At 38.5% G+C, this 15,810-nt stretch carries 11 protein-coding genes; 10 read left to right on the top strand and 1 reads right to left on the bottom strand.

From position 1 onward, the window contains the following. Positions 1–95: 95 nt before the first annotated feature. The 10 genes from recJ to M2M59_RS10045 all read left to right on the top strand — a co-directional run bounded on the left by recJ (position 96) and on the right by M2M59_RS10045 (position 13,035). Positions 96–2,453, top strand: coding sequence for a single-stranded-DNA-specific exonuclease RecJ (gene recJ, locus M2M59_RS10090; protein WP_249774502.1), 2,358 nt, complete (start codon positions 96–98; stop codon positions 2,451–2,453). Beyond that, the gene (locus M2M59_RS10085) at positions 2,444–2,956 is read left to right on the top strand and encodes an adenine phosphoribosyltransferase (protein ID WP_066788449.1); all 513 of its coding nucleotides are present in this window, start codon (positions 2,444–2,446) and stop codon (positions 2,954–2,956) included. Before recJ ends, M2M59_RS10085 begins: the two co-directional genes overlap by 10 nt. A gap of 160 nt (positions 2,957–3,116) precedes the next feature. Then, complete coding sequence (locus M2M59_RS10080; protein WP_150284688.1) at positions 3,117–5,309, top strand: RelA/SpoT family protein; 2,193 nt, start codon at positions 3,117–3,119, stop codon at positions 5,307–5,309. 18 nt (positions 5,310–5,327) lie between these two features. Continuing rightward, the gene (gene dtd / locus M2M59_RS10075; RefSeq protein WP_249774501.1) at positions 5,328–5,774 is read left to right on the top strand and encodes a D-aminoacyl-tRNA deacylase; all 447 of its coding nucleotides are present in this window, start codon (positions 5,328–5,330) and stop codon (positions 5,772–5,774) included. A 375-nt stretch (positions 5,775–6,149) separates the two neighbouring features. Beyond that, positions 6,150–8,936 (top strand): ATP-dependent DNA helicase DinG, encoded by a 2,787-nt coding sequence (gene dinG / locus M2M59_RS10070; RefSeq protein WP_249774500.1) that lies wholly within the window; start codon positions 6,150–6,152, stop codon positions 8,934–8,936. A 98-nt stretch (positions 8,937–9,034) separates the two neighbouring features. Then, positions 9,035–9,517: a cell wall elongation regulator TseB-like domain-containing protein gene (locus tag M2M59_RS10065; protein ID WP_147195768.1), complete on the top strand. Its 483-nt coding sequence runs from the start codon at positions 9,035–9,037 to the stop codon at positions 9,515–9,517. A gap of 380 nt (positions 9,518–9,897) precedes the next feature. Next, positions 9,898–11,193 (top strand): asparagine--tRNA ligase, encoded by a 1,296-nt coding sequence (asnS, locus tag M2M59_RS10060; protein WP_066788436.1) that lies wholly within the window; start codon positions 9,898–9,900, stop codon positions 11,191–11,193. An 89-nt stretch (positions 11,194–11,282) separates the two neighbouring features. Then, positions 11,283–12,014: a DnaD domain-containing protein gene (locus M2M59_RS10055; RefSeq protein WP_150284686.1), complete on the top strand. Its 732-nt coding sequence runs from the start codon at positions 11,283–11,285 to the stop codon at positions 12,012–12,014. A gap of 15 nt (positions 12,015–12,029) precedes the next feature. Beyond that, positions 12,030–12,692: an endonuclease III gene (gene nth, locus M2M59_RS10050; protein WP_147195764.1), complete on the top strand. Its 663-nt coding sequence runs from the start codon at positions 12,030–12,032 to the stop codon at positions 12,690–12,692. Then, positions 12,685–13,035: a YpoC family protein gene (locus tag M2M59_RS10045; protein WP_249774499.1), complete on the top strand. Its 351-nt coding sequence runs from the start codon at positions 12,685–12,687 to the stop codon at positions 13,033–13,035. Before nth ends, M2M59_RS10045 begins: the two co-directional genes overlap by 8 nt. A gap of 85 nt (positions 13,036–13,120) precedes the next feature. Here the strand turns inward: M2M59_RS10045 and M2M59_RS10040 are convergent, their stop codons facing one another. After that, positions 13,121–15,787, bottom strand: a complete 2,667-nt coding sequence (locus M2M59_RS10040; protein ID WP_249774498.1) for a penicillin-binding protein 1A — start codon at positions 15,785–15,787, stop codon at positions 13,121–13,123. Positions 15,788–15,810 lie beyond the last annotated feature (23 nt).

Below are 15,810 nucleotides of genomic sequence, written 5' to 3'. Positions count from 1 at the left end.
AGCGGTAACTCTAGCATGTAGAGGTCTTATTTTGGCCATTCTGCTTTCAATCTATAAGCTTACTTCTGTATAATAGAATGATAGGGAGTGACGAAATGACAGCAACAGAGAAGAGATGGCGTATCAATCGCCCTGATGAACGACTTGTGGAAATGCTAGAAAAAGAGCTTCGTTTATCACCTATCTCAGCTAAAATATTAGTCGCACGCGGTTTTGACACTGTTGAATCTGCGCGTGCTTTTTTAATGGTCGATGAACATTCAGTACACGATCCTTACGATTTGTATGGTATGCACGATGCAGTAGATCGTATAAAACAAGCGATACAAAATAAAGAAAAAGTTTTAATATATGGAGACTATGACGCCGATGGCATTACAAGCACTACGGTTCTAAAAACGGCTTTAGTAGATTTGGGAGCTGATGTCCATCACATTATTCCTAATCGTTTTATTGATGGATATGGACCAAGTGAGCGATTGTTTCGACAAGCATATGAAGATGGATTTCAGCTGATTATTACTGTCGATAATGGAATCGCGGGCAATCATGAAGTGCAAGTCGCTAAAGAGTTGGGGATGGATATCATAGTGACAGATCACCATGAGCCTGGTGAAGAGTTGCCTAATGCAGATGTGATTATCCATCCGAGACATCCGGATGGCCATTATCCTTTTGGAGAGCTTGCTGGTGTTGGGGTAGCATTTAAAGTAGCACATGCTCTCTACGGTGAGTTGCCGCAACATCTCCTCCCCTTTGTCGCGATTGGTACAGTTGCCGATTTGGTGCCATTATTGGATGAAAATCGTTATTTAGTGAAAGCGGGAATAGAAGCGCTTCAACAATCTAAACAACCTGCTATTCAAGCACTTTGCCAAATTGCTGGTGTTAAAGCACAAGATATTGATGAAGAGACAATTGGTTTTGGTTTTGCACCACGGCTAAATGCATTAGGCAGACTCGGAGATGCTGCACCGGGGGTCGACTTCTTAATGACGCAGGATAAAGAAGAAGCGCAGTCTATGGCGAACTATTTAAATGAACAAAATAAAGAACGACAAGCAATCGTGGCGAACATTACCGAGCAGGCAATTGAAATGGTGGAGAATGATCCTGAGATTGGCGATGCAAAAGTACTAGTCCTAGCTGATGAAGGATGGAACCCAGGTGTTGTTGGTATAGTCGCATCAAGGCTTGTAGAAAGATACTATAAACCGGCAATCATACTCTCAATAGATCTCGAAAAAGGGACTGCTAAAGGTTCTGCCCGCAGTATTGAAGGCTTCCATATGTATAAGGAGCTTGCGAAAAATAGCGAAATATTGCTAGCATTTGGCGGTCATCCAATGGCAGCAGGAATGACACTTGCTGTAGAAGAAATTGACGAGCTCCGCATCCGCCTTGATGAACAAGCGAGGGCAGGTTTAACAGATGAAGACTTCACTCCAGTCCTAAATATTGATATTCCGCTTGCTGTAGAGGAAATTGACGTTACTTCTATTGAAGATGTACGTCGTTTGTCTCCATTTGGTACTAGTTTTGCAAAGCCTGTCTATGCGATTGAAAATGCGACAATCCAGTCAATGCGCAAAATTGGAGCAGACGAGAATCATATCAAACTCCAAATCGCATCCAGGAATGGCGATTTAGATGCAGTTGGTTTTCATAAAGGATATTTGGCTGATGAATTGACGTATGGCATTAAAATAAATTTTGCAGGCGATTTGCAGATCAACGAGTGGAATGGCCGGAAAAAACCCCAGCTTATGCTTGCAGATGTCCAAACAGATGAATGGCAATTATTTGATCTACGGGGCATCCGCCAAGTTTCGAGATGGCTTCAAAGTATTCCTTTAGAAAAAGTTACATTTATCGCTTTTCAAAACAGAACCCTGCAGTATTTTGATTCCCTCATACCTGCTGAAATAATGATTTATGAAGAAAAAATGACTCCGCAGCAAATAGAAAGCTATGTTGTGCTGCTCGATTTACCAACAAACGCTTCACTGCTTGAAAAATTATTAGAAGAAGCAAATCCAAGACGTGTTTATGCCCATTTTTATATTCCAGAGTCACATTACTTTGATGCTATGCCAACAAGAGAACAATTTGTTTGGTACTATTCCTTCTTAAAGAAAAGGCGTACATTCCATCTGAGAGAGCATTTAATGGAATTGGCAAAACATAAAGGCTGGAGCCGTGATTCGTTAATTTTTATGACACAGGTGTTTTTTGAACTAGGATTTGTTACAATAGAAAATGGTCTCGCTCAAATTGTGGACAATCCACCGAAAAAGGATTTAACAAGCGCGAACATTTATCAAGAACGGCAGCAGCAAATGGAATTGGAACAAACTTTATTGTATGCGCCTTATAAGGATTTAAGAGAGTGGTTTGACTCGCGGATGAAGAGTCAAACAGTTTCTGAGGAGGAACATAGCAAATGGATTTAAAACAATATGTGACAATCGTAGAGAATTGGCCAAAAGAAGGCATCTCTTTTAAAGATATCACTACAATTATGGATAATGGTAAAGCATATAAATATGCAACTGACCAAATTGTCGACTATGCTAAAAAAGTGGGCGCTGAATTAATCGTAGGTCCAGAAGCTCGTGGCTTTATTACAGGATGCCCTGTTGCTTATGCACTTGAGATTGGTTTTGCTCCAGTTCGTAAACCCGGCAAATTGCCACGTGAAGTCATTTCAGCTGATTATGGCTTAGAGTATGGCAAGGATACTTTAACTATGCATAGCGATGCTGTAAAACCAGGCCAAAAAGTGCTGATTGTCGATGATTTATTAGCGACTGGCGGAACAGTGGAAGCTGCAATTCGCTTAGTAGAAGAATTAGGCGGCGTTGTGGTAGGCTGCGCATTCCTTATTGAACTAGAAGAACTTCATGGTCGCGATAAAATTGAAGGGTATGACGTCTTCACTTTAATGCAATATTAATTTTTTATAATAGCGAGTCTGTGGTCAAGTAGATTATAGACTCGCGAAATTTGTCGAAATATCAATATTTCGGGACTAATAGCCTTTACAAACAGGCTATTTTTTTTATACAATTAACTTTATACTCAATCGGCAAATTTATGAAATAAGGTGGGCAATCATGGCGAAAGATCAAGTGATGACAGTCGAAGAAGTTTTCGCAATACTCTCATCATATATGAATGATGAACATGTAGCATTTGTAAAAAAAGCATACGAAGTGGCAAAAGAAGCGCATAAAGAGCAATTTAGAAGCTCTGGTGAGCCATATATCCTGCACCCTGTGCAAGTTGCGGGCATTTTAGCTGATCTCCAAATGGATCCAGAGACGGTTGCAGCGGGCTTTTTACACGATGTCGTAGAAGATACATCTGTTACGCGCGAAAACCTTGTGGAAGAATTCAATGAAGAAGTCGCCATGCTTGTAGATGGCGTGACGAAATTAGGGAAAATCAAATATAAATCTAAAGCAGAACAGCAAGCTGAAAACCATCGCAAAATGTTTGTCGCTATGGCCCAAGATATCCGAGTAATTTTGATTAAATTAGCGGACAGACTACATAATATGAGAACGTTAAAACACTTACCTGTAGAGAAACAGCGCCGTATTTCAAAAGAAACACTCGAAATATTCGCTCCACTAGCACATCGCTTAGGGATTAGTGCGATTAAATGGGAGTTAGAGGATACAGCTTTGCGCTACTTGAATCCTCAGCAATATTATCGAATTGTCAACTTGATGAAAAGAAAACGCGTAGAACGTGAGAACTATTTACAATCAGTCATGGATGAAATCAACGATCAGTTAGGTGAAATCCACATCCATGCAGAACTTTCGGGCAGACCAAAGCATATTTACAGTATTTACCGGAAAATGTCTATGCAAAATAAACAATTCAATGAAATATACGATCTTTTAGCCGTGAGGGTAATTGTAGATAGTATTAAAGATTGTTACGCTGTCCTTGGTACAGTCCATACTCTCTGGAAACCTATGCCAGGAAGATTTAAAGATTATATAGCTATGCCAAAACAAAATCTTTATCAGTCTTTGCATACCACTGTGATTGGTCCATATGGCGATCCGCTTGAAGTCCAAATTCGCACGAAAGAAATGCATAAGATCGCAGAATTTGGGGTAGCTGCACACTGGGCTTACAAAGAAGGTAAAAATGTTGATCAAAGCAAATCGAATATTGACAATAAATTAACATGGTTTAGAGAAATTCTTGAATTCCAAAATGAATCATCGAACGCTGAAGAATTTATGGAATCGCTAAAATTTGATTTGTTTTCTGACATGGTTTATGTATTCTCGCCTAAGGGTGATGTAATCGAATTGCCTGCAGGTTCTGTTCCTATCGACTTTGCTTACCGTGTCCATTCAGAGATCGGTAATAAAACCATTGGTTCAAAAGTGAATGGTAAGATGGTGCCCCTAGATACGAAGTTGAATACAGGCGATATTGTTGAGATTATGACTTCAAAACAATCGTTTGGTCCAAGCCGTGACTGGTTGAACATAGCCCAATCATCTCAAGCGAAACATAAAATTAAGCAGTTCTTCAAAAAGCAATTACGCGAGGACAATGTGACTAAAGGGCGCGAAATGATTGAAAAAGAGATTGCTGAGCAAGACTATGATCCAAAAGAAATATTAACACCTGAAAACTTTAAACGCGTATGTGAAAGATTAAATTATGCCAGTGCAGAAGAGATATTTGCGGCAGTTGGATTCAATGGAATGACGGCTGTACAAGTAGTCAACCGCTTATCTGAACCATTGAGAAAGCAACGTAGTCAAGAAGAAACGCTGGAAAAAATCACAAAAGAAATGAAAGTGCCTCAAAAAGAAAAAGTAACCGAAACAGGTGTTGTGGTAAAAGGTTTGGAAAATTTATTGATCCGTTTGTCTCGATGCTGCAATCCGGTGCCGGGTGATGATATTGTCGGTTTTATTACTAAAGGGCGAGGTGTTTCTGTGCATCGTGCAGATTGTCCTAATATTAAAGCTGAGGATCAAGAACGGTTGATTGATGTTGAATGGAGCAAAAACCTAGAATCAGAACAAAAACTATTTGATGTAGATATTGAAATATCAGGTTTTGATCGTGAAGGTTTACTGAATACAGTGATTCAAGTAGTTACTGAAACAAAAACGCCAATTATTGCTATTAGCGCCCGTACTGATCGGAATAAGATTGCAACAATCAATATGACGTTGAAAATTCGCCATATCCATAACCTGTATAAAGTGGTAGAACGCATTAAACAAATTCCAGATATTTATCTAGTGCAACGTGTCATACATTAAAATTGGAGTGACGATTACATGAAAGTAGTAGTACAACGAAGCAAAGAAGCCTCTGTTACAGTGGACGGAAAAGTAACAGGAAGCATCGAACAGGGCTTTGTTTTGTTAGTCGGCATTACACATGGAGATACGAAAGAGGATGCAGACTTTATTGCTAAAAAAATCGCTAAAATGCGCATTTTTGAAGATGAAAACGGCAAAATGAATCTTTCGATAAAAGAGTATGGTGGAGAAATTCTTTCCATTTCGCAATTTACTTTATATGCGGATACAAAGAAAGGAAATCGTCCAAGCTTTACAGATGCTGCCCGGCCTGAAGAAGCTCATCTTTTATGGGAGTATTTCAACAGCACTCTATTTGCTCTTGGCCTACATGTCGAAACTGGCATCTTCGGTGCTATGATGGATGTGAAGCTGACCAACAGTGGACCAACAACTATAATTATTGATTCAAAAACCCGATGATTTAAAATCCTCGGGTTTTTTTCTCTCTTCGGATAATGGTAGGTAGAGGAGGTGTAAAATAACTTATTTAAAGTGAAAATGATGTTGAGATAGAACAATATTAGCCCCTAATTGAACCTCATCGACTCGATTAATTTCATAAAATGGTGTTTCTTCCTGGACAGTGATTCCCACGGAAAACATCGTCTGAAGCATAAAAAAACTAAATGTTGTAAGCAAGTTCTTCATTCATTTTTTCATTTACTAAAATACTACAATCCTAGCAACTACTTTTTTGCTAAAAATCAACGAATAAAACCTAACACCAGAGTCAGCTAAACTGGCTTAAATATGATAAAATCTTGTATATACCATTACGGAAAGTTGTGAAGAAGATTGGAAAGCCAAACGTATGCAATTGTAGATTTAGAAACAACAGGTCATTCCTCACAACAAGGGGACCGAATCATTCAAATTGCCATAGTCTTGATGAAAGACTGGGAAATACTATCAACCTATACGACCTTCATCAATCCTGAGCAAAGAATTCCTTATTTTATTCAGGATTTGACACATATATCTGAAAAAGAAGTGAAAAATGCCCCTACTTTCGAAGAAAAAGCAGAAGAAATATATGAAATACTACAGGATACAGTGTTTGTTGCTCATAACACCGATTTTGATTTGCCTTTTTTACAAGCTGAGTTTAAAAGAGCAGGATTGCCAAATTGGGTTGGAAAGCATTTAGATACAGTAGAGCTGGCTAAAATTTTATTCCCAACAGCCTATAGCTTTAAACTTCAAGATTTAGCACTAGAGCTCGGGATAAGATTAGCTAATGCACATAGAGCGGATGATGATGCAGCCGCGACAGCATATTTATTAAAGGCATGTTGGCACAGGCTTTTAGCACTGCCTTTATTGACTCTTGAACAGCTTCATGAGCGTTCTTTTCAACTTAAATCTAATATTTCAAGATTGTTGTTAGATGCTATTCATATAAAAAGAACTCAACAGAGTGCTACTTCGGATCATCATTTTTATTATCGGCGTTTAGCGTTAAAGCAGCCGCCTAATGATGGAGAAGATAGACAGGAAATCATTGATTATCCAGTAACCTTTCAAGAAAAGAAGCAGCTTTTTGAAAAAGCATTTCAACACTTTGAAGTGAGAGAAGATCAGTTCAAAATGATGGATGAGGTGTGGGAAGCCCTCCTGAATAAAGAGGAAATTATGACAGAAGCCTCTACAGGAATTGGCAAAACACTCGCATATTTGATACCTTCCATTATTTATGCAAAAAAATATCATTGTACGATGGCAATTAGTACATACACATCTCATTTACTTGATCAATTATTGCAAGAAGAATTGCCGAAGGCCGAGTCAATATTACAGAATAAGGTGTCAGCTGTTATCGTAAAAGGGATGGATAATTATATTGATTTAGATCGTTTTTGCGATTTGCTTGAGGTAAAGGATGTTTCTTACGATGAGAATTTCACCAAATTACAATTGATTGTCTGGCTCCAAGACACAGAAACAGGAGATTTAGGTGAAGTAACACTAACAGGTGGCGGAAAATATTTCGTCGATAAAATAAGGCGGATGGAAACAACAGCGGAAAACAGGAGGAGAAGAAAACCGACTTTTGATTTTTATTTGCAAACACTCCATGCGTGCAAAAAAGCAGATTTAATCATTACAAATCATGCTATGGTGCTTGCTGATTTAAATCGGCCTGACCCAGTTTTTAAAAATGTGAATGGATGGATTTTAGATGAAGGTCATCAATTTATCCAAGCGGCGACAAATCGTGCGGAAAAAGTCTTTTCATACTCTAAATGGAAGCATTTATTTGGCCAGTTAGGTTCATCCGAATCAAGCGGTATTGAACATCCATTCTATCTTAATTTAGTGAGTAGTCATACAATATCAACAAGACAGCTAACAGCATTGGATGAGCAATTTAAAGATTTAACTTCGTTGTTTGATAAGTCGATTATGGCCTTGTTAAGAGGGCTACCTTCAGAAAAAACAAAAAAAAGCCATCATAAACAAAGCTACTTACTATCACAGCTTAATTTACAGACGACTGTATTTAAAGAGTATAGCTATCGGTTGAATCAATGGCTTTCACTTGCCAACTATATGACCAATGCTTATTTGCGTTATCCTGATGAATTATCGACAAAGCAAAAGGTACATCTTGCTGATTGGCAATACCAATTGAATGAACTGCAAGTCTATCTAGCTGAATGGGACTCAATTTTCTTGCAACAGATTGAAAATGATGCTGCTTGGATGGAGCTAGACCTAAGAAACCTTCCCGGCAGTGTACATGTCTATAAAAGACCAGCAGAAGTGGAAGAGTCAGTAGCGAGAATTTTCCAATCCTTCCGCCAGACTGCTGGCATCATATGGGCATCAGGGACGTTAACGGTACCTAAAAATCCACGTTTTATTGCAGAGCAATTGGGTCTTGAAAAGACGGTTCCGCTACACCAATTCCAAGCTCCATCGTCTTATTATAGCGGTGCAAGTGTCTATGTTGTAGAGGATATGCCAGACATACAGAATGTATCTCAAACTGTTTATATTGAATCTGTAGCAGAAGCGATAGTTCAGACGGTGCTAGCAACAAATGGCAGATGTTTTGTATTATTTACATCACAAGACATGCTTCGAAAAACAGTTGATCTTATACAAGAAACTGGTACTCTGGATGATTATATGTTGTTTGCACAAGGTATGTCTTCGGGCAGCAGGATGCGACTTCTAAAGATGTTCCAGCGTTTCGAGCGTTCAGTGCTGTTTGGAACTAATAGCTTCTGGGAAGGTGTAGATGTCCCTGGTGACGCATTATCTGCTGTCATCGTTGTGCGGTTGCCTTTTTCTTCACCTGAAGATCCTTACTTTAAAGCGCGTGCCGCAAGAATTACCCAAAAAGGTGATAATTCGTTCTATAAATTATCACTCCCAGAAGCTATATTACGCTTCAAACAGGGCTTTGGAAGATTAATCCGATCATCTGAGGATAAAGGTGTTTTAATAGTGCTCGACAGGCGTATAGAAACCAAATCCTACGGTAAAGAATTTACAAATGCATTGCCAAATGTGCCTGTGAAAAAAGTAACGCTCGATGCTATGGTTTTAGAGTTGGAAAATTGGTATAATAGCTAGTTTGAAGTGGGTTTCTTGGAGCTGAAGGCTATGATTCATCTCCAAGAAGCAAGCTCGATATCCAAAATAAAATAAACAAAGAAATATAAGGTGATTGTATGAAAAATTGGATAAAATTCTTCGCTATATTTTTACCGCTATTAGCTCTCACAATTCTGGTGATTGTTGGATGGAAAGCATTTTCGCCTTTTTATCAAACAGAGAAAACTGCGAAAGCGGCAGTTTTGCATAAACAAGAACTGTCATCCGTCACGGAGTCGTATGTATACCATGGAAAAGAATCTTATGTGACGGTAATTGGTAAAGATAGCTCAGGAAAAAGAAAAGCACTGATTGTGTCACAAGAGAATAAGAAGGAAAAACCAACAGGAATTTATTTGAAAGATGGGATTTCCAAAAAAGACGCAATAGCTGAAGCATCTAAAAAAGGAGATGTGAAAGAAATTCTTCACGCCAAACTAGGTATCGAAAAGCCTGGAGTTGTTTGGGAAATTACCTACAAAAATAAAAAGGGTCAATTGAATTATGTGTATATCCTCTTTGAAGATGGTCGTTGGTGGAAACGTTTAACGAATCTATAGAAAAAATATAGATGATTAATATGATTGGACCTTTGATTGGGTAAAAAACAGGAGTTCTTAAAGAATTTATCCTTTTTACACGAAATTTGCTGAGAATTTGTATATAATGGTGTTATAGTATTGACGCTTCACATTTCCTTTGAAGATTCAAGGTGACAGAAACCGTAGGTAATGAATTAGTCCATTGTGATTACTAACTTAGGTAACGGCTGATTCATATCACCAATCGTTTCGGCTTAATGAATTGCGGCTCAGCCTTTACTTCAATTAGAATTGTGAGTGTAAGAATTTCGTCGCTTATGTGATGAGAAGTTCAATGAAGTTGCTTATTATGATTTTTAAAATTATCATAATAGATATTTAGCATGCTGGAGGACAATATGAAAAAAATTTCTATTCAAGACATGCCAAAACATGTCGGCGAAACAGTAAAAATCGGCGCTTGGCTAGCAAATAAAAGATCAAGCGGAAAAATCGCTTTCTTGCAATTGCGTGATGGCTCTGGCTTTGTGCAAGGAGTTGTTGTAAAAGCGAATGTGAGTGAAGAAACTTTTGCTGCGGCAAAATCTATTTCACAAGAAAGCTCTTTATATGTGATTGGTGAAGTAACTGAAGATACTCGTTCTTCTTTCGGTTATGAGCTACAAATACAAGAAATTCAAGTAGTTTCAGAAGCTCATGATTATCCTATTACACCTAAAGAACATGGTGTTGAATTTTTAATGGACCACCGTCATATTTGGTTGCGTTCAAAAAAACAACATGCCATTATGGTAGTGCGAAATGAAATCATTCGTGCAACGTACGAGTTCTTTAATGGAGAAGGATTTAAAAAAGTGGATCCGCCTATCCTAACAGGTTCTGCTCCTGAAGGAACTTCAGAATTATTCCATACAAAATATTTTGATCAAGATGCATTCCTTTCACAATCTGGGCAACTATACTTAGAAGCTGCAGCTATGGCGTTAGGGAAAGTATTCTCATTCGGCCCAACTTTCCGAGCTGAAAAATCAAAAACACGTCGCCATTTAATTGAGTTCTGGATGATTGAAGGCGAAATGGCATTCTATGAGCATGATGAATCGCTAGAAGTACAGGAACAATATGTTGCATATATCGTGCAATCTGTTCTTAAAAATTGCAAACTAGAATTAGAATTACTTGGACGCGATACAACCAAGTTAGAGAATATACAAGCTCCATTCCCACGTATCTCATACGATGAAGCAATTGAATTATTGCATGAAAAAGGATTTGACGATATTCAATGGGGTGAAGATTTTGGTGCTCCGCATGAAACAGCAATTGCTGAACACTATGATAAACCTGTATTTATCACATGTTACCCAGTAGGCATTAAGCCGTTCTATATGCAACCTCACCCAGAACGCAATGATGTTGTATTATGTGCTGACTTAATTGCCCCAGAGGGTTATGGAGAGATCATTGGCGGTTCAGAACGTATCTATGATTATGAACTAATGAAACAACGTATAGCGGAACATGGTTTGGATGAAGAAGCTTATGCATGGTATTTAGATTTAAGTAAGTACGGTGCTGTTCCTCACTCGGGCTTTGGATTAGGCTTAGAGCGCACAGTTGCTTGGATTACTGGCGTTGAGCATGTTCGTGAGACAATTCCGTTCCCACGTCTACTTAACCGTATTTATCCTTAATAAATTTTAATTTTCAAGGCATGGCAAGAAGAATCGCATTTGCGCTTCTTCTTGTTCTATTTAGTGACTAAAAGGGAGGGGTTCTTGAAATGAAAGAAACGGAACGGCTCCAAGTATGGATTGAGCAGGGAAATGTAACCATTTCTCAGCTTTTTTTTCAATTCTACAAATTGCTTCAGATTTCGGATGAAGAAGCCATGCTGATCATGCATTTAAATGCATTTCAAGAAAGCGGCAATTCATTTCCAACACCAGCTAATATTGCGGAACGTATGACTATGAGTGAAGATATGATCGCTACAAATATGCAACGGCTTATGCAAAAAGGGTATATGGAAATACATCAAAAGTTGGACGAGCAAGGTGTTTTATATGAAGTAATAAGTCTGATGCCACTTTGGAAGAGAATACTTGATTATATGACCACTCAAAATCAAAAAGATGAAACTACAAATGAAAAGTTAAAAGAGGGACAATTATTTCAACTTTTTGAGCAGGAGTTTGGACGTTTTTTATCGCCAATGGAAACAGAAATGATTTCTATGTGGCTAGATCAAGATCGTCATACACCAGAGGTTATCCGAAAAGCTTTAATGGAAGCAGTACTTTCTCAAAAGCTAAGTCTGCGCTATATCGATCGCATTTTATTTGAATGGAAGAAAAATCATGTTAAAACGATTGAAGATGCAGAGAAACATTCGAAGAACTTTCGTAAAAATACTGTAAAAACAACCAAGGATTATCAAGCCCCTAAAGAATCAGACATAAAGAAACCAAATAATAATATACCTTTTTACAATTGGCTTGATCAACAAAAGTAAAAGGGGAGGGTTAGAATGTTATCAAAAAAACAATGGACATACTGTTTAGAAGAAATGGATAAGATGTTTCCAGAAGCACATTGTGAACTAATTCATAGTAATCCTTTCGAGCTTACTATCGCTACGTTGCTTTCTGCTCAATGTACAGATGCTCTTGTCAATAAAGTCACACCATCTCTATTTCAAAAGTATAAAAGACCAGAGGATTATTTAGCGGTCCCAGTAGAAGAGCTTGAACAGGATATCCGTTCTATAGGTTTATTTCGCAGTAAAGCTAAAAATATCCAAAAGCTATGTCAAAGACTTTTAGAGGTCTATCAGGGAGAGATCCCAGATACACGCGAGGAATTAGTGACGTTGCCTGGGGTAGGGAGAAAGACAGCAAATGTTGTATTGTCAGTTGCTTTTATGCAACCGGCATTTGCAGTTGATACACATGTAGAAAGAGTGACGAAACGTCTAGGATTGTGCAAATGGAAAGATAGTGTGCTACAAGTGGAAGAGACGGTCATGAAGAAGACCCCACCGGAAAGGTGGTCTAAAGCACATCATCAACTTATATTCTTTGGTCGTTATCATTGTAAAGCGCAAAGACCACAATGCCACATTTGTCCATTACTTGAGCTTTGTCGCGAAGGACAAAAGCGATTAAAGAAAGGTCTTGTCAAGAATGATTGAATGTAAGAAAGAAGCAATAGAGAAAGATCGTGTAGACGAATGGTTTCAGCAATGGCTGACATTAGAAAAAAAAATCCATGCAACACATTCAAAACGGGAAGACGCAAAAGCTTATATGTTAGAAGCAATTCTTTTATATGAAGGATTCATCATTCAAGCTTCTAAAACATCGGAGCAACAATTGATCAGTGAAACATATGAAGTATTGCCGATTAATGGGTTAGAAAGATTGGCCTTTATTAAAAATAGGCCAGGTCAATATGCTTGCTATCGTCAACTGGCTGAATTGTTTGGTGAAACGAAGAAAAGGTGTGCTAGGTTAAGGCTTAAACATGCTAAGTGAAAAGTGTATTATAATCCACTATTTTATATTTATGAACAATAAAAAAAGCGTGAGAGATTTAATCTCTCACGCTTTTTTTATTCATTTAATGATCTTGATCATTTTGAGAGTTACCCCTGTTACCTCTGTTATTGTTTGGATTATTCTCCTGCCCATTGTTGCTATTTTCATTCCTATTACCGTTACCATGACCATTTCCCACACTATTTGTATGAGCATTTACCTGTTCGTCATTTGAGTTACCATCATCTTGCCCATTGTTGTCACCGGGTTCTTGTTCCTGAGCTGGAGGCTCGTTTTCATTCCCATCTCCTGGCTGTTCTTCTTCAGTTGGTGGGGTAGGCTGTTCAACCTCACCTGGTTGCTCTGGTGACTCATTTTCATCTGACTTAGGTTCTTCAGGCTCTTTTTCAGGTGCTTTTATTTGAATCGATGTTGTAGCAGCATCACTTATTTTGCCATCCATTACTGCGACTACAGAAAATACATAGGTTTTGCCATCTTCTGGACCACCATATGTGTAAGATGTATTCGATGTTTCTGTTAAAGACTGGCTGCCTCCGCCATCTACCGAAACAGATACCTTATACCTTACTGATTGATCTTCTGGATGATCATGTGACCAAGATAAATTAACTGCCTTTGCATTTTCATCATAAGTTGCTTTTAAACCAGAAGGTGCATGAAGTTCTTCGTCTTCTTTTTTCTCTTCTTCTGGGTCTTTATTCTCAGCAACCGGTTGTTGACCTTTTACATAAAGCTCATTGCCTACTCTTACGACAGAATTAGGCTGCTTGAAATTAGGCGTTTCTTTATTGGCTGATATCTGAGACATAATTGTTTTAAATAGTTTTTGAGGAAGCAATTTCTCCTCGTTTGTCGTAATTGGTGATTTATAGTCGGTATAACCGCCCCAAACAGCGATTGAATAATTGGTTGTATAACCTGCAAACCATGAATCTGGCACGGCGGAAGCAGGAAGTCCATATTCACTGAATTGAGCAGTACTATAGTTGGTTGTACCCGTTTTCCCCGCTACATCAAGGCCCGGGATTCCAGCTGCTGAACCACTCGCACCGTATTTAGAACTTACCACATCACGGAGCATGTCAGTTACCATGAATGCTGTATAGTCGCTCATAGCAGGCACAGGGTCAGGTGTATACGATTTGGATGTTTTGCCGTCTCTGTATACAATTTTCTTAATTGCATGCGGTGCTGTGTAAATACCATTATTACCAAATGCAGCGTAGGCACTTGCCATTTCAATAGGAGTTAAGCTAATCTTCCCACCGCCAATTGCATCTGCTTCATATAATTCGTTCGTGTTAATGCCAAGGTTTTTAACAAATGCTTTGGCTTTATCTGCACCAACTTCTTTGAAAGTTTTTACTGCAGGTATATTTCGAGAGTTATATAGTGCTTGTCGAATGGTTACAGATCCTTTATATTGATGGTCGAAGTTGTTAATTGGTTGGCTTGAGCCCGTATAATTCATTGGTTCATCCACAATTGTTTTGCCAGTTGACCATTTTAAATTCTCAATAGCAGGACCATAATCTACTAACGGCTTCATCGTAGAACCTGGTTGACGTTTGTTCAATGCCTCTGCATAGTTGAAGCCACGTTCAGGACCGTAGTTGCGACCGCCACCAACAGCGACAATTGCACCTGTTTTAGTATCAATAACAGATAGGCCAGCTTGAATATCTTTAGTAGGGAAGTTAGCGCTATTATTCATTGTGCTTTCAACTACTTTTTGTGCGTTTGTATCAAGTGTCGTATAGACGCTTACACCTTCCTCTAACGCTTTTTCATCTTTATTTTCACTTAGTTCTTTTAGTACAACATCAATGAAGGCATCGTATTTAGACGCAGTAGTCTGTCTCTTGCTTTCAGGGAGAAGGCCTTTTTTGATGTCTACTTTTCGTGCTTTTTCCATCTGTTCTTTAGTAATGACTTTATGCTGATACATTAAGCCTAAAACAATATTACGACGTTTTTCTGCTCGATCCGGATTTTTAAACGGATTGTAGGCGTTTGGCGCTTGTGGCATGCCGGCAAGCAAGGCCTTCTCGTCTAATGTTAGATCTTTTAAATTTTTTCCATAAAATTTCTTGGCTGCTGTCCCAAAGCCAAATGTTTGCCCGGACATCAATACCTTATTGAAGTACATTTCAAAAATCTCTTCTTTTGAATACTCGCGTTCCAATTGGATTGCAAGGTAAGCTTCTTGGGCTTTACGTTTAAGTGTTTTGCCGTTATTTAAGAAAGAGTTTTTGATCACTTGTTGAGTTAAAGTACTGCCGCCTTGTGCGCCAAAACCAAACCTAAAGTTGGCAAGCACGGCCCCTCCAAGACGAACAAAGTCGATTCCGTGGTGTTTGAAGAATCGAGAATCCTCTGTTGCTAAAATGGCATCGCGCATATCTTTTGGAATATTGTCATAATCGACATGTTCGCGTTCTTGATTCCCCATTGTATAGAAGACCTTACCATTTGAATCAAAGAATTTAGTTGAAACAGGGTCTTTTAGCAACTCTTCATCTAATTTAGGCGCTTGCGCCGCATAAATGGCAAAAATAGATGCGCCAATTACAAATAATGCTATACCTAACGCTAAAACAGCGATTATAATCTTTTTGAACAAAGAACGATTTGGTTTTTTACCGTTGCTTTTTTGTTTGTTGCCCCTTCTTTTTTGTTCTTCTAGTTGCTTTCGCTGTTTCCGTGAATTAACTTGTTGATCCACAGTATTTCCTCACTTTCTCATAA

Source organism: Rummeliibacillus sp. G93 (genome assembly GCF_023515935.1).
GTDB classification, from domain to species: Bacteria; Bacillota; Bacilli; order Bacillales_A; family Planococcaceae; genus Rummeliibacillus; species Rummeliibacillus stabekisii.
This window is presented reverse-complemented; position numbering and strand designations above follow the sequence as displayed.

Excerpts from the sequence above, each read along its gene's own strand:
- asnS (WP_066788436.1), top strand. The coding sequence starts at position 9,898 with ATGAAAAAAATTTCTATTCAAGACATGCCAAAACATGTCGGCGAAACA.
- recJ (WP_249774502.1), top strand. The coding sequence starts at position 96 with ATGACAGCAACAGAGAAGAGATGGCGTATCAATCGCCCTGATGAACGA.
- M2M59_RS10065 (WP_147195768.1), top strand. The coding sequence starts at position 9,035 with ATGAAAAATTGGATAAAATTCTTCGCTATATTTTTACCGCTATTAGCT.
- nth (WP_147195764.1), top strand. The coding sequence starts at position 12,030 with ATGTTATCAAAAAAACAATGGACATACTGTTTAGAAGAAATGGATAAG.
- M2M59_RS10045 (WP_249774499.1), top strand. The coding sequence starts at position 12,685 with ATGATTGAATGTAAGAAAGAAGCAATAGAGAAAGATCGTGTAGACGAA.
- M2M59_RS10085 (WP_066788449.1), top strand. The coding sequence starts at position 2,444 with ATGGATTTAAAACAATATGTGACAATCGTAGAGAATTGGCCAAAAGAA.
- M2M59_RS10080 (WP_150284688.1), top strand. The coding sequence starts at position 3,117 with ATGGCGAAAGATCAAGTGATGACAGTCGAAGAAGTTTTCGCAATACTC.
- M2M59_RS10055 (WP_150284686.1), top strand. The coding sequence starts at position 11,283 with ATGAAAGAAACGGAACGGCTCCAAGTATGGATTGAGCAGGGAAATGTA.
- dtd (WP_249774501.1), top strand. The coding sequence starts at position 5,328 with ATGAAAGTAGTAGTACAACGAAGCAAAGAAGCCTCTGTTACAGTGGAC.